Annotated in this window: 17 protein-coding genes; 16 read left to right on the forward strand and 1 reads right to left on the reverse strand. The window is 34.7% G+C overall.

Features of this window, described 5'->3' with window-relative positions; genetic code table 11:
- The first annotated feature begins 106 nt into the window (after window positions 1-106).
- The 16 genes from ABIN61_03570 (at window position 107) to ABIN61_03645 (ending at window position 14,128) form a co-directional block, all read left to right on the forward strand.
- The gene (locus ABIN61_03570; protein ID MEO0293286.1) at window positions 107-1,111 is read left to right on the forward strand and encodes a hypothetical protein; all 1,005 of its coding nucleotides are present in this window, start codon (window positions 107-109) and stop codon (window positions 1,109-1,111) included.
- Window positions 1,112-1,187: 76 nt separating this feature from the next.
- On the forward strand, window positions 1,188-2,006 hold the full coding sequence (locus tag ABIN61_03575; protein ID MEO0293287.1) for a phosphate ABC transporter substrate-binding protein: 819 nt from the start codon (window positions 1,188-1,190) through the stop codon (window positions 2,004-2,006).
- A gap of 92 nt (window positions 2,007-2,098) precedes the next feature.
- A complete protein-coding gene (pstC, locus tag ABIN61_03580; GenBank protein MEO0293288.1) occupies window positions 2,099-2,965 on the forward strand; it encodes a phosphate ABC transporter permease subunit PstC in 867 nt (288 codons plus the stop codon).
- Window positions 2,962-3,816 (forward strand): phosphate ABC transporter permease PstA, encoded by an 855-nt coding sequence (pstA, locus tag ABIN61_03585; protein MEO0293289.1) that lies wholly within the window; start codon window positions 2,962-2,964, stop codon window positions 3,814-3,816. The genes pstC and pstA overlap by 4 nt, the downstream gene beginning before the upstream one ends.
- Window positions 3,810-4,565 (forward strand): phosphate ABC transporter ATP-binding protein PstB, encoded by a 756-nt coding sequence (gene pstB, locus ABIN61_03590; protein ID MEO0293290.1) that lies wholly within the window; start codon window positions 3,810-3,812, stop codon window positions 4,563-4,565. The genes pstA and pstB overlap by 7 nt, the downstream gene beginning before the upstream one ends.
- Window positions 4,566-4,576: 11 nt before the next feature.
- Complete coding sequence (gene phoU / locus ABIN61_03595) at window positions 4,577-5,242, forward strand: phosphate signaling complex protein PhoU (GenBank protein MEO0293291.1); 666 nt, start codon at window positions 4,577-4,579, stop codon at window positions 5,240-5,242.
- An 84-nt stretch (window positions 5,243-5,326) separates the two neighbouring features.
- Window positions 5,327-5,581 carry a hypothetical protein gene (locus ABIN61_03600; GenBank protein MEO0293292.1) on the forward strand — a complete coding sequence of 85 codons (255 nt, stop codon included), beginning with the start codon at window positions 5,327-5,329 and terminating at the stop codon, window positions 5,579-5,581.
- Between the two features lie 86 nt (window positions 5,582-5,667).
- The gene (locus tag ABIN61_03605; GenBank protein MEO0293293.1) at window positions 5,668-5,982 is read left to right on the forward strand and encodes a V-type ATP synthase subunit H; all 315 of its coding nucleotides are present in this window, start codon (window positions 5,668-5,670) and stop codon (window positions 5,980-5,982) included.
- Window positions 5,983-7,941, forward strand: a complete 1,959-nt coding sequence (locus ABIN61_03610) for a V-type ATP synthase subunit I (protein ID MEO0293294.1) — start codon at window positions 5,983-5,985, stop codon at window positions 7,939-7,941.
- Entirely contained in the window at window positions 7,942-8,415 is a 474-nt protein-coding gene (locus ABIN61_03615; protein ID MEO0293295.1) for a V-type ATP synthase subunit K, read from the forward strand.
- A 2-nt stretch (window positions 8,416-8,417) separates the two neighbouring features.
- Window positions 8,418-8,987 (forward strand): hypothetical protein, encoded by a 570-nt coding sequence (locus ABIN61_03620; GenBank protein ID MEO0293296.1) that lies wholly within the window; start codon window positions 8,418-8,420, stop codon window positions 8,985-8,987.
- Between the two features lies 1 nt (window position 8,988).
- Complete coding sequence (locus tag ABIN61_03625; protein ID MEO0293297.1) at window positions 8,989-9,975, forward strand: V-type ATPase subunit; 987 nt, start codon at window positions 8,989-8,991, stop codon at window positions 9,973-9,975.
- Window positions 9,972-10,283: a V-type ATP synthase subunit F gene (locus ABIN61_03630; GenBank protein MEO0293298.1), complete on the forward strand. Its 312-nt coding sequence runs from the start codon at window positions 9,972-9,974 to the stop codon at window positions 10,281-10,283. Before ABIN61_03625 ends, ABIN61_03630 begins: the two co-directional genes overlap by 4 nt.
- Entirely contained in the window at window positions 10,276-12,036 is a 1,761-nt protein-coding gene (locus ABIN61_03635) for a V-type ATP synthase subunit A (protein ID MEO0293299.1), read from the forward strand. The genes ABIN61_03630 and ABIN61_03635 overlap by 8 nt, the downstream gene beginning before the upstream one ends.
- A complete protein-coding gene (locus ABIN61_03640) occupies window positions 12,033-13,460 on the forward strand; it encodes a V-type ATP synthase subunit B (GenBank protein ID MEO0293300.1) in 1,428 nt (475 codons plus the stop codon). The genes ABIN61_03635 and ABIN61_03640 overlap by 4 nt, the downstream gene beginning before the upstream one ends.
- 50 nt (window positions 13,461-13,510) lie before the next feature.
- Entirely contained in the window at window positions 13,511-14,128 is a 618-nt protein-coding gene (locus ABIN61_03645) for a V-type ATP synthase subunit D (protein ID MEO0293301.1), read from the forward strand.
- A gap of 48 nt (window positions 14,129-14,176) precedes the next feature.
- Here ABIN61_03645 and ABIN61_03650 read toward each other — a convergent pair.
- Window positions 14,177-14,459 (reverse strand): T9SS type A sorting domain-containing protein (locus ABIN61_03650; protein MEO0293302.1); only part of this gene is annotated, 283 nt, incomplete at its 5' end.

Raw genomic sequence — 14,459 nt, forward strand, 5'->3', positions numbered from 1 at the left:
ATAAGAAATTAACCACTCTATTTATGGTAGATTGTGAAGACTAAGTTGTATGTTTGACTTCATTAAATGGTGTATTATAAACCTTTAACTCAAAAAGGAGGTTTTTATGAAGAAGTTTAGTTTAGTAGTCGGTTGGAGTTGCCTGATTTTATTGATTGTTGCTCCTATAGGTCTAAAGGGAGGAGAAACGAAAATCTCTATGACGTTGTGGAATAGATATACTGCTGAAAGAAGCGAAGGGAAATTTACCAAAAGTGCATTTACCTTAGAGAGAGGTTATTTTGGTGTTGAACCCACTTTTACAGATAGGATAAAAGGTAGATTCACAATTGATGTTTTCTCTTCTGATAAATTTGCAGATGGAGCTGGACTTAAGTTGAAATACGCTTATCTTAATTTTACGCAAGTTTTGCCAATACCAGAGAGCGATATCCAGGTTGGGTTACTAAAGCATTATTTTGGAACTGTCTATGACTGGGAGTATATTTCTATTCGGAAAGCCCTGGAGGACGAGAGAAAAGTAGCTTCATCCGCAGATTATGGACTTGCTCTTTTTGGTTATATTCCGCATGGTTTTGGAGAATATGCAATTTCAATTTTAAATGGAGAAGGATATAATAAGACAGGGAGTGCCCTTGACAAAGAACCTGAAATTGCAGGTAACTTGAGAGTTATTCCTTTACCAGGATTAACTATTGGAGGCTCTATTCTTTATGAAAATAAGGAAAGTGATCGATTTGCCTATGTAGGTGTAGGACGTATTGCAAGAGGTCCATTTGAAATCTGGGGAGAGTATCTTATTCAAGATAAAAGCGATATTAAGAGTAATGGTTGGATGATTATGCCAATCTTAAAGCTTCAGAATTTAGCAAAATTGGATGTGGACATTATTGGAAGATTTGATAAATGGGACGGCAATACCGAATTAGAAAATGATGGAGATATGACTATTACCTGTGGGATAAACTGGAATCTCGTTAGAGACGAAAAGAATAAATCTTGTGTTTTCCTTCAAATTCAGGGAGAGAAGACTATTTTCGAAAATGAAGCTATAAGTGATATTAATCAGCTTTTGATTCAACTCCAATGGAAATTCAGCAATACCATATAAAAGACTCTTAACAAAAACTTAACATTTAATTAATGGTTTTTTAATGATTGGATAGAATAATAAAAGGAGGTTTAAAATGAAAAAGAGTGGAATTTTTAATCTTGTAAAAGTGTGGATGGTTCTTTTAGGTTTCTCCGGTTTTGCTGCTTCAAAGAGGATAAATATCACGGGTTCCACCACTGTTTTACCAATTGCCCAAAGAGAGGCAGAAGCTTTTATGGATCTTTATCCAGATATTTCAGTCTCTGTCCGAGGCGGTGGTTCTGGAGTAGGAATTACAGCACTTATTGATGGAAGAACAGATATAGCAAATTCTTCAAGGGCTATTCAAACGAAAGAACTTAAAATTGCTCGAGAGAAAGGTGTAAATGTTTATGCGAATGTGATAGCTCGGGATGGAATTGCAATTGTTGTTAACCCTAAAAACCCTATAGATTCTATTACATTGGAAGATTTAAAGAAGATTTATACTGGAGAGATTAGTAATTGGGAAGCTCTTGGAGGACCATCTAAACCTATAGTTGTTATTTCTCGGGATTTCTCTTCAGGAACTTTTGAAGTTTTTAAAGACCTTGTTCTTAAAGGAGGAAAGGTAAAAGATGATGCTTTGATGCTTGCTTCAAATAAAGCCGTTGCTACAACTGTAGCAGAAACTCCAGATGCGATTGGTTATATTGGTCTTGGGTATATTTCTGAGGAAGTAAAAGTTTTGAAGATTGATGGAGTTTTTCCTAATAAAGAAACAGTTCAAAGTGGGAAATATAAACTATCGCGTGCTCTTTTTATGTATACGAATGGTGAACCTAAAGGCATCATAAAAACTTTTATAAATTTTGTATTATCCAGAGAGGGGCAGAGAATTGTTGAAGAAGAAGGATTTGTGCCAGTTAAATGAAGTCAAATACCTCCTTATTTATGGGTTTGTTGTTGACACAGCTGAAAAAAACCAAGAGGTGGGGGGTAGGCCCCACCTCTTAAATAATAAAAATGTTGAAAGAAAAGATTTTTAAATATTTGACTGAGGCAGCAGCTTTATGTTCTATTATTTTTCTTTTTGGAATAATATTCAGTGTATTTAAGGAAGGATATGTTATATTTTCTGAAGTGGGTTTTCTTAAATTTATTTTTGGTAAATCCTGGCACCCCGTTTATTCTCCTCCAGAATTTGGAATCTTGGGACTTATTGTTGGTTCGGTGATTGTCACTTTTGGAGCCTTGATTATTTCCGTTCCACTTGGTTTGGGCTCCGCCATTTATATTTCAGAGCTTTCTTATCCAAAAGCTAAGGAAGTTTTAAAACCAATTATAGAGCTTCTTGCAGGTATTCCTTCAGTAATTTACGGTTTATTTGGTATGGCTTTTTTGGGACCTTTCCTTGCAAGGATTTTTGGTTTGGAAGTGGGTTTAAATGCTTTTACCGCTTCAATAATTCTTGGGATAATGGTGATTCCCATAATTTCAAGTATTTCGGAGGATGCGATAAATGCGGTTCCAAAGGATTTAAGGGAAGCATCTTTTGCTCTTGGAGCAAATAAATGGGAGACAATAATTCATATAATACTTCCCGCAGCAAAGTCAGGAATCATTGCTTCAATAGTTCTTGGGTTTGGAAGAGCAATTGGAGAAACAATGGTTGTTTTGATGGTAGCAGGGGGATCAGCAAAGATACCCCATTCAATATTTCAACCAGTTCGTCCTATGACTTCTACGATCGCGGCGGAAATGGGAGAAGCAACCGTTGGTAGTTTACACTTCCATGCTTTATTTGGAATAGCGATTGTCCTTTTTTTAATAACGTTTTTTTCTAACCTTTTAACTGAATGGGTGATTAGAAAGGCAAAGGGTAAAAAATGAAGATTAGAAAACTGAAAGAATTTTTAGGAATAAATGCTTTAAGAATAGCAATACTTATAAGCATATTGTTTTTATTTTTGTTTATTGGTATTGTTTTTTCTAAAGGAGTTAAAATGATTTCCTTTTCTTTTCTTCTTGAGCCACCACGGGATGGAATGACAAAAGGTGGAATATTTCCGGCTATAATTGGGACTTTATATTTGACAGTTCTTGCTGTTTTATTTGCTTTTCCTTTAGGGGTTCTATCAGCCATTTATCTTGTTGAGTATTCAAAAGAAAATTTTCTTGTTACTATTATAAGAACAGCTATAGGAACCTTGGCAGGTATTCCCTCTATAATTTTTGGACTATTTGGTCTTGCAATCTTTGTAATAACTTTTGGATTTGGAGTTTCTATTCTTTCTGGTTCTCTAACTTTAGGAATAATGATTTTGCCAATGGTTATTAAAGCTTCGGAAGAAGCTTTAAAGGCAGTTCCTCATAGTTTTAGGGAAGCTGCTTATGCTCTTGGAGCGACTAAAAGACAAACTATTCTTAAAGTTATTGTTCCCACAGCACTACCAAGTATAATGACAGGTGTGATTATTAGCATTGGGAGAGCCGCAGGTGAAACAGCTCCTATTCTTTTTACTGCAGCAACTTTCTATACTAGAAGATTACCCAGATCCGTTTTTGATGAGGTTATGGCTCTCCCATATCATATTTACGCCTTAATGACAGAAGGGACAAGGCCAGAATCTCAAGTTCCTATTGCTTATGGAACTTCAGTTATTCTTTTAACACTTGTTTTAGCGATTAGTTCTCTTTCTATTATTATTAGATACAGAATTAGGAGGCAAAGGAAATGGTGAAGAATAGACTAAAAGTTGAGAGATTAAATCTTTGGTTTGGAGAGAAGCAAATCCTAAAAGATATTTCTTTTTCTATACCTGATAAAAAGGTAACAGCGATTATCGGTCCCTCAGGTTGTGGAAAAACAACTCTTTTAAGATGTTTTAATAGGATGAACGATCTTGTAGAAAACGTAAAGATTAAAGGCAAGATTTTCTTGGATGGTTACAATATATATGAAGAAACAGATTTATCATCTTTAAGAATGAAAGTAGGGATGGTTTTTCAAAAGCCAAATCCTTTTCCTAAGTCAATTTTTGAGAATGTTGCTTTTGGGCTTCATATTAAAGGAATAAGAGATAAAAATAGAATAATGGAGATTGTAGAGAATAGTTTAAAAAGAGCTTGGCTTTGGGAAGAAGTTAAGGACCGCTTAAGCTCTTCCGCAATGGAACTTTCGGGTGGACAACAACAGAGACTCTGCATTGCAAGAGCTCTTGCAACGGATCCAGAGGTTATTCTATTTGATGAACCAACCTCTGCTCTTGATCCAAAAGCTACAGCAAAAATAGAAGAGTTAATTGTAGAACTTAAAAATTCTGTGACTGTTATCCAAGTAACCCATAACATAGGTCAAGCCGCGAGAATTTCTGATTTTACTGCTTTTCTTTATCTTGGTGAGTTAGTTGAGTTTGGCCCTACAGAAAAATTATTTACAGTTCCTCAAGATAAAAGAACGGAAGAATATCTTGAGGGTAAATTTGGATAAGAGGTGTTAAAATGTTGGAAGAAAGAATAAAATCTTTAAAAAAAGAGATAATAAATTATGCTTCTTTGGTTGAGGTAATGATTGAAAAAAGTATTCAAGGCTTAGTAAAGAGACAAAAAGAACTGCTTAAGGAAGTTATTGAGAAAGACGAGGAAAAAGCAAATGAGATGGAGATGAAGATTGAAGAGCACTGTATTGAAACCTTGGCTCAGTTTGAACCGAGGGCTAAGGACCTAAGGTTAATTGTTGCAGCTTTAAAGATGAACAACGATTTGGAGAGAATGGCTGATCATGCTGTAAATATAGCTGGTAACGCTTCTTTTTTGATTGAACTTCCAAGAGAGGCTTTTATAGAAGAAATTCTAACTATGGCAGAAAAGACTAAGAAAATGTTAAAGGATAGTGTGGACTCTTTTATTGAGGGAGATACCCAAAAAGCTGAGGATGTTTGTAAAAGAGATGATGAGGTGGATGAACTTCAGGATAAGATAATCAAAGCCCTTGTTTCGAATATGTGCGTTGAGCCAGATTCGCTTGCCTCGATAGACCAGAGAGTGCATCTTCTTATAATAGCTAAAAATTTGGAGAGAATAGCGGATCTTTCCACTAACATATGTGAAGATACGATTTATTTAGAGAAAGGAAAGGACATAAAACACCACAGAGGATTTAAATAAAGGTTTTTTGGTTGAAATTAACCTTGACTTTTTTTATTTTTATTCTAAAATAGGTTAATGAAATCTTTAAAGAGAGGTGTTTAAATGGAAGAAAAGAAAATAGGTGTTATAACTCATTATTTTGGAAAGATCTCCGTTGGAATAATTGAATTATCAGGCCCTTTAAGGGTTGGGGATACTATTCACATAAAAGGGGCTCATGATGATTTCGTGCAGAAGGTAGAGACAATGGAGATAGAACATAAAGCAGTGGCTTCTGCAGATAAAGGAGATCTGGTAGGGATAAAGGTTACAAATAAAGTGCATCCTAAGGATGAAGTATATTTGGTTGTGGAATGAAATTAGGATAGCTTCTTCTTAAAAAGCTAATTTTTCCTGTTTTCCCCTCAAGATTGTATTATTTCAGTTTAAGAGAAGGAGGCGAAATGCCTGAAGCTTTTATAAAAGAAATAAAAGAAGCAGAAAAAAAGGCAGAAGAGGTGGTTCAAAAAGCAAAAGATGAAACTGTAAAGATGATTGAGAAAGCTAGGGAAGAGGCGGAAATAATTATAGAAAAGAGCAAAGAGAAAGTGAAGGAATTACTCAAAGAGAAAAGAATGGAAGGGAAAAAAGAAGCAGAAGAGGAAAAGAAGAAATTGGATATAGAAATCGATAAGGAGATTGCAGAAATTAAAGATAGGGCTTATAAGAAAATGGAAGAAGCAAAGAAAATGATAATAGAAAGGATTTTAAAGGGCTAAATGCCTCAGAAGGAACTTAAAAAGGTTAGTTTTGTTATATACGAAGAAGATAAAGAGGCCTTCTTAAGAGAACTCCAAGAAAAGGAAATTTTTCATATAAGTGATTTGCGATCTTCTTCTCTGGCGGAAAAATTTCCCGATTTAATTCCTGAGGAGAGATTTAAGGATGGAGAAGCTGAAGAACTTATTAAAAAACTTGAAAAAATTTTAGATTTGCTTAAGCCTTATGTAAATGAGGAAAAAGGCCTACTTGGACAATTTATAGATTTGAAAATTTCTGTTTCAACTGAAGAGTATAAAAGAGTAGTTGAGAGCTTTAATCTCAAAGAAATTGATGAAATTTATAATTGGGGAGAGGAGTTGTATCATCTTAAAAATAAATTAGTAGAACTTACTGATAAGTTAAATTTTTATGAAGAGTGGAAAGCATTAAAGATAAAATTGTCTGATTTAGAAGTTCTAAAAAATGTTACTTTGAAGATATATAAGTTATCTGTGGAAGAAGAAGAATTAAAGGAAAAAATTAAAGAATTACCGGTGGATTTCTATACTATTTTCGAGAAAGAAAAGAAAAAGGGAATGATTTTTTTGATTTATAAAGGGTTTGAAGAGGATTTTAGAAGGATTTTGGCTGATTATCAAGTTGAAGAAGTGAATTTTAAGGGAGAAAAGGAAGAACCAGAAGAAATTGTTTCTAAATGTAGAGAAGAAATAGAGAAAATAAATGAAAAGATTTCAGAAGTTTCTGAAAAGATTAAAAAGAAAGGAAATGAGTATAAGAAGTATATAATTTTGTATGACTATTTTCTTTTTAGGTTGAAGAGAGCTGAGGTTTTAAATAAGTCCCTTGGAACCAAGAAGGTTCTTATCTTAGAAGGTTGGGTTGAAAAGGAAAATCAGGCAATTTTACAAAGTCTTGCTAATTCTTATGAGGGTGTTGAACTTACTTGGGTGGAGCCTGAAAAAGGAGAATCAATCCCAGTTAAACTAAAGAATAATCCCTTAAGTAGCCCCTATGAAGCTGTTGTAAGGTTATATGCTTTGCCTAAAAAGGAAGAAATTGATCCTACTCCTTTTGTGGCCTTATTCTTCGCTTTGTTTTTTGGTTTTTGTATGACTGATGCAGCTTATGGAGTTATTTTAATTGCAGCGTGTTTTTACTTAATGCCAAGGCTACCTGAAGGGAGGAAATATTTATGGATATTTATAGGAGGAGGTATTCTTACGGTGTTTGCAGGAGCTATAACAGGTAGTTGGTTTGGTAGTAACATTGAAATGGCTTTTCCTGAGCTTTCTTGGTTTAAAAATTTTAGAGAAAAATTTATGATTTTTGATCCTTTTTCTAATCCTCTTGATTTTCTAAAACTCTCTCTGGTTTTTGGAGTGATTCAAATTTTTACTGGTTTAGTTATTTCTATAATAGAGAAGATAAAAAGAGGAAAGTTTTATAATGCTTTTACAAATGAGATATCTTGGATCTTATTCTTTCTTCTTTTGGGCTTATATATGTTAGCCGATTTAAGAATACTGAGGCCTTTTCTCTTTATTCCAATTTTTGTGATCTTCTTATTTTCTGGAGAAAGTAAGTCTTGGATTATAAAAATAGCAAAAGGTGGTTTTACTGTATTTAATGGACTTATTAGTTTCCTTGGGAATGTGCTTTCTTATAGCCGTATTATGGCTCTTGGTCTTGTAACTGCGGGACTTGCTATGTCCATAAATATTCTTGCTAAAATAGTTAGGGATTTAATCCCTGGGGTTGGGATTCTCTTTGCTATAATTCTTTTCATCTTTGGGCATCTTCTCTCTATAGGGATAAATACTTTAAGTAGTTTTGTTCATACAATGAGACTTCAGTTTGCTGAGTTTTTCTCGTATTTCTATGAAGGAGGAGGAGAACCTTTTGAACCTTTTGGATTAGTTGGAAAATATATAAGAATTGAAAAAAGGAGGTTTTAAGTGGTTAGTGGTTTTTGGTTAGCAATGTCAGGTGTAGCTTGTGCAGTTTTTCTTGCTGGTATTGGTTCTTCAATAGGAGTTCAGATCCCTTCAAGAGCGGCAGCCGGGGTGCTTTCCGAGCAACCAGAAAAATTTGGGAGGACTTTTATCTTGGTGGTTTTACCATCCACACAGGGTTTCTATGGCTTTATTGCGGCAATGTTTATGATGATGAAATTGGGAATGTTTGGGGGAAATATGAATTTGGATATGAGTATAATTGAGGGTCTTAGATATATGATGGCTGGTCTTCCTGTAGGGATTGTGGGCTTGGTTTCTGGTATTCATCAAGGACTTGTTTCTGCTGCAGGGGTTGAACTTGCTGCAAAACAACCAGAAGCTACAATGAGAGTTGTTATTTTCGCTGTTATGATTGAAACTTATGCTATTTTAGGTTTTGTTACGAGTTTCTTAATGGTTAACGCGATTGGTTGAAAATGAGCAAAGTTATAGAGAAGATTTTAAAAGAAGCAGAAGAAACTAAGAGAAAAATTGAGGAAGAAGCGGAAATTAAGGTTAAGGGAATAATAGAAAAGGCTGAAAAGGAAGCAAAGGAAATAGAAATTAAAGGAGAGAGAGAAGCAGAGGAAGAAAAAAAACGAGAAAAGGAAAGAATTTTAAGTAGGCACAGGCTTGAACTTTCAAAAAGAAAGTTGGAGGAAAAAAACAAAATTATGAATGAACTTAAGGAAAAAGTTGTTGAAGAAATTAAAAAATTAAAATGGGAAGAATATAGGTCTTTTGTTGAGAATCTTATCCTTAAGGCTTCTGAAAATGGAAGTGAGGAAATTCTTCCTGGTCTTCTTCATATTGAGAAAGTAAAAGAACTGATTAGATCAATGAATGAAGAGAAGAAATGTAAATTTAAAATTTCTGAGGAAACTCCAGATTTTGATGTAGGGATTGTGATGGTAAAGGGAAGAAAGAAGATTGATGCAACTCTTCCTACTATTTTAGAGGAAGTCTTTGATAAAAGTCAAGAGGAATTAATAAAGATTTTATTCTGAAGTGAATAGATTTGAGGCTTTAAGGGTTCTAAATCTAAAATATACTTATGCTCTGGGATTAATAAGAGCAAAAGAAGTAAAACTTATCTCTAAGAAGAGATTTGAAGAACTTGTTTCCTCTAAAGATGTTAATGAGCTGATAGCGGCCCTTCATGACACAGATTATGCTTCTTATCTTAGAGTTGGAAGTGGATATGAAGAGATTGAGGAGGGATTACAGAAGGCACGAATTGAACTTTATAGAGAAGTTGAAAAACTTGTAGATGATCCTGAAATTATGAAAATCCTAAGAGCAAAATTTGATTTTCATAACATCACTGTTCTTCTCAAAGGGAGAATCGCGGATAAGGATTTTTCTGATAAGTGTTCTCCTTTAGGTTCTATTCCTATAGTGGAATTAGAAGAGATATTTAAAGAAGAAAAATACCGAGAATTACCTTTTTATCTTAGGGAGGCTATTGACCATGGGGTAGAGGCTTATTACTCATCTAATCATAATCCACAAAGATTAAGTTTTGCGATTGATTCTGTTATGGCTATTACTCTTACTTCTTCAAAAAATGAATTTCTCAATAATTATTATAAGTTGTGGATAGACCTCGTTAACTTGAAAACAATCCTTCGTCTTCTTTTTGTTAAAAGATATCAGGAACTTGTTAGTTTTGCGTTGTTGTGCTGTGGAAATATAAGTAAAGAAGAGATTGAGAAATTAAAAATAGAGAATTCTGATTCACTTCTTTCCCTTTATAAAGGAACAATTTACGAATTTCTTTTAGAATGGAAGGATTCTTTTCCCATTTTAGAAAGAGAAGGAGAAAAACTTCTTATTTCCTATCTTAGGTCTATTGCTTTTGAGTCAATTGGGGTTGAGCCTATTATTTCATATCTTCTTTTAAGGGAAAATGAAATAAAAAATTTAAGGATTATATTTATTGGTAAAGCCAATGGTGTAGAGGAAGAATTAATAAAGGAAAGGTTGATTATATGAAAATTGCATTCGTTGGGCCATATAATTTTGTTTTTCCTTTTAAGTCTTTAGGAGCCGAGATAATTAGTAGCGAAAATAAAAGTATTGAAGAAATAAAAGAAGAGATTCAAAAATCAAATTTTGGAATTGTTTTTGTATTTGAGAGTGTTTTTAAGGAACTAATGAATTTTAAGGATTTTATATTTGATCCTGAGAGAAATATTGTTCCTATCCCGGAAGTAGGAGGAAGTAAGGGATATGGAATTTTGAGGATAAAAGAAATAGTTAGGAAGGCAGTTGGAATTGATATAGGAGGTTTTGATGATTGAAGGGAGAATAATCAGAGTCTCTGGGCCTCTTGTAGTTGCAGAAAAAATGCAGAGTTCAAAGATGTTTGATGTGGTTATGGTTGGAGAAGAAAAATTGTTAGGTGAAATTATTGAGTTAGAGGGTGATAAAGCAGCAATTCAAGTTTATGAAGAGACCGAAGGATTAAAGATTGGTGAACCTGTTTTAGGAACAGGTGAACCACTTTCTGTTTCCCTTGGACCAGGTTTAGTTGAGTCTATCTATGATGGGATTCAAAGACCTCTTGATGAGCTTAGAAATAAAGCGGGGGATTTTATTAGAAGGGGAATTTCTATTCCAGGAATAAATCCTGAAAAGAAATGGTTTTTTACACCTCTTAAGAAAGTAGGGGATAAAGTTTCTGGAGGGGATATAATAGGTGTTGTTAAGGAGACAAAGCTAATTGAGCATAGAATTTTAGTTCCACCCCTTGTAGCTGGAGTGATTGAAGATATAAAAGAAGGGGAATTTACTGTGAAGGACACAGTAGCTATTGTGAAAGCTGATAAAGAGGTAAAAGAGATAAAGATGGAACAAAGATGGGGAGTGCGTAAGCCAAGACCAGTGAAAGAAAGGCTTGCTCCTTCTATCCCCTTATTTACAGGTCAAAGAGTTATAGATACTTTTTTCCCACTTGCAAAGGGTGGAACTGCTTGTGTTCCTGGACCTTTTGGATCCGGAAAAACAGTTATTCAACATGAGCTCGCAAAATGGGCTAGTGCAGAAGTTGTTGTTTATATTGGTTGTGGAGAAAGAGGAAATGAAATGACAGACGTTCTTAACGAATTTCCTAAGCTTATGGATCCGAAGTCAGGAGAGCCTTTAATGAAAAGGACGATTCTTATTGCAAACACCTCCAATATGCCAGTTGCAGCGAGAGAGGCTTCAATTTATACTGGTATAACAATTGCTGAATATTTTAGAGATATGGGTTATTCAGTGGCTTTAATGGCAGATTCAACTTCAAGATGGGCTGAGGCTCTTAGAGAGATTTCTGGTAGGCTTGAAGAGATGCCTGGGGAAGAGGGTTATCCTGCTTATCTTGGAAGTAAAATAGCTGAGTTCTATGAGAGGGCTGGAAGAGTGAAGTGTCTTGGAAGTGATGATAGAGAAGGAGCTATTTCTGTAATTGGAGCTGTTTCTCCTCCAGGAGGAGATCTTTCTGATCCTGTTGTTCAAAACACTCTGAGAGTTGTAAAAGTTTTCTGGAATCTTAAGGCTGAGTTAGCTTATGCAAGACATTTCCCTGCAATTGATTGGTTGACTTCTTATTCCCTTTATTCGGACAATGTAAGAGATTATATGAGAAGAGAAATAGCAGATGATTTTCTTGAGCTAAAAGAAGAAGCTATGAGATTGCTTGAAGAAGAAGATGAACTTCAACAAATGGTGCGACTTGTTGGAATGGATGCTCTTTCTAAGAAGGAAAGGAGAATCCTTATGGCAGCGAGAATGATAAGGGAAGATTTTTTACATCAAAACGCTTTCCATGAAGTGGATACTTATACTTCAATAAGGAAACAATATCTTATGTTGAAAAACATTATTACTTTTTATAAAGAGGCAGAAAAAAAGGATGCTGATCCTAAAGAGCTTGAATCACTTGAGATTCTTGAAGAAATTGCGAGAATGAAGTTTGTTGAAGAAAAAGAAATTTACAAAATAGAATCTTTAGAAAGCAAAATTAAAGAAGAAATTAAGAGTATTGGAGTGAAAGAGGAGATAGTCCAATGAGAGTAGAATACAAGACAATTTCTAACATAGCTGGTCCTTTGCTTTTTGTGGAGGGAGTTAAAGGTGTTAGCTATGGAGAATTGTGTAGAATTAAATTGCCAGATGGAGAGGTTAGGACCGGGAAGGTTCTTGAGATTCACCAAGATAAAGCGATGATACAGGTTTTTGAAGGAACAAGGGGGATAGATATATCTGAATCTTCAGTAATTTTTGAAGGTAGAACAATTCAACTTGACCTTTCCCCTGATATTCTTGGTAGAATTTTTGACGGTCTGGGTAATGTTATTGATGGTGGACCCAAAATTTTGCCAGAAAAAAGAAGAGACATTAATGGCGAGCCAATTAATCCATCTGCTCGTGAATATCCAAATGAGTTTATTCAAACAGGTATTTCTACAATTGATGGTTTAAATCCTCTTGTGCGTGGACAAAAGTTGCCCTTTTTCTCTGGATCTGGACTCCCTCATAATAAACTTGCTGCTCAAATTGTCCGGCAGGCTAAAGTTTTGGGAAAAGAAGAAAAATTTGCTGTGGTTTTTGCAGCGGTGGGAATTACCTTTGAGGAAGCAGAATTTTTCAGGGAGGACTTTGAAAAAAGTGGAGCTTTGGAGAGAGTTGTAATGTTTTTGAATCTTGCTGATGATCCTCCGATTGCGAGAATTTCCACTCCAAGAACTGCTCTAACCGCAGCAGAATATCTTGCTTTTGATCTTGAAATGCACGTTCTTGTTATTATTACTGATATGACAAATTATTGTGAAGCTTTAAGAGAAATCTCAGCTGCGAGGAAAGAAGTTCCTGGAAGAAGAGGTTATCCTGGTTATCTTTATACAGACCTTGCGACGCTCTATGAGAGAGCAGGAAGGATAAAGGGAAAGAAAGGTTCAATCACTTTAATTCCTGTGCTTTCAATGCCTGAGGATGATAAAACGCATCCAATTCCAGACCTTACTGGCTATATTACAGAAGGTCAGATTATATTTTCAAGAGCTCTTGAAAGGAAAGGTATTAAACCCCCCATCGATGTTTTACCTTCGCTTTCTCGTCTTAAAGATAAAGGAATAGGAAAGGGAAAAACAAGAGAAGATCATGCTGATCTTTATAACCAATTATATGCTGCTTATTCAAGAGGAAAAGAGGCAGAAGAGCTTTCTATTATTCTTGGAGAAGCGGCTCTATCTGATATGGATAAAAAATATCTTGAGTTTATGAATAGGTTTGAAAAAGAATATGTAAGTCAGGGTGAATATGAAAATAGAAGTGTAGAAGAGACTTTGGATTTAGGTTGGAAACTTCTTTCTATCTTTCCAAGGAGAGAACTAAAAAGAGTTAGAGAGGAATATCTGAATAAGTATTTTGCAAAATTTGAAGAAAATGATAAATTAGATTTATCTGCTGTTAAAAGTGGAAATAATGAAGGGTAAGAAAAGAGAAAAAGGTCTCAAACCAAAATCTTAAAAGGGGTTTGGAAGATATGGCTATCCAAATAAGTGCAACGAGAATGGAGTTACTTTATCTTAAGAAGCGGTTAAATATTGCGAAAAGAGGTTATAAATTATTAAAACAGAAACAAGATGAACTTTTAAGAATAATTCAAAAGTTTGTGGCTCTTTTTGTTTCAATGAGAAGGGAAATAGAAAAGGAGTTAATAGAAGCTTTGAAGCAAATCTTCCTTGCCAAAGCTTATGAAGATAGAAATATTTTTGAAGGAGCATTTTTATTGCTTGATACTAAGGTTGAGCTTTCTATGGAAATAGAAAAAGTGATGAATGTTCCTCTTCCAAAATACAGAAAGGATTTGAAAGGAGAGATTGTTTCCTATGGCTTTACAACGACTTCTCCTACGCTTGATTTGGCCTTAAAGAGTTTATGGGAAGTTTTTGAAAGACTAATAGAATTGGCTGAATTGGAAAAAAGAATTCTCCTTTTATCTTTCGAATTAGATAAGACAAGACGGAGAGTAAATGCTCTTGAGTATATTTTAATTCCAGAAGTTGAAGAGGCAGTGAGAGAAATAAATATGAAATTAGAGGAAAGAGAACGGGAAAAGAATTCGAGATTAATGATAATTAAGGATATAATAAGAGGATAGCTAATATCTTTTTTTAAACACCTTGTCAGTTTTTGAAATTTTGTTTTTCTACCTCACCACAACTATCTTGTTGCTTTCTGTTTTTTCATCAATAGTTAACCGGTAAAAGTAAACTCCCGAAGGGACAACTTTCCCGTTTTCATCCCGTAGGTCCCAGTCAATAAGATAATCTTTCGTGTTTATTTGCCCATTGAATAATTTTCTAACCTCTCTTCCAGCAATGTCGTAAATGTCCAACTGAACAGAATGAGAAACAGGACTCCCTATAGAGGAGATGCCCGGAGTCACCGGCTCGTTCTTTTCTTCGGTTCTAAGATATATCTTTACCTTC

Source organism: candidate division WOR-3 bacterium (assembly GCA_039804165.1).
In the GTDB taxonomy this organism is placed as follows: Bacteria; Hydrothermota; UBA3072; order UBA3072; family UBA3072; genus JAFGHJ01.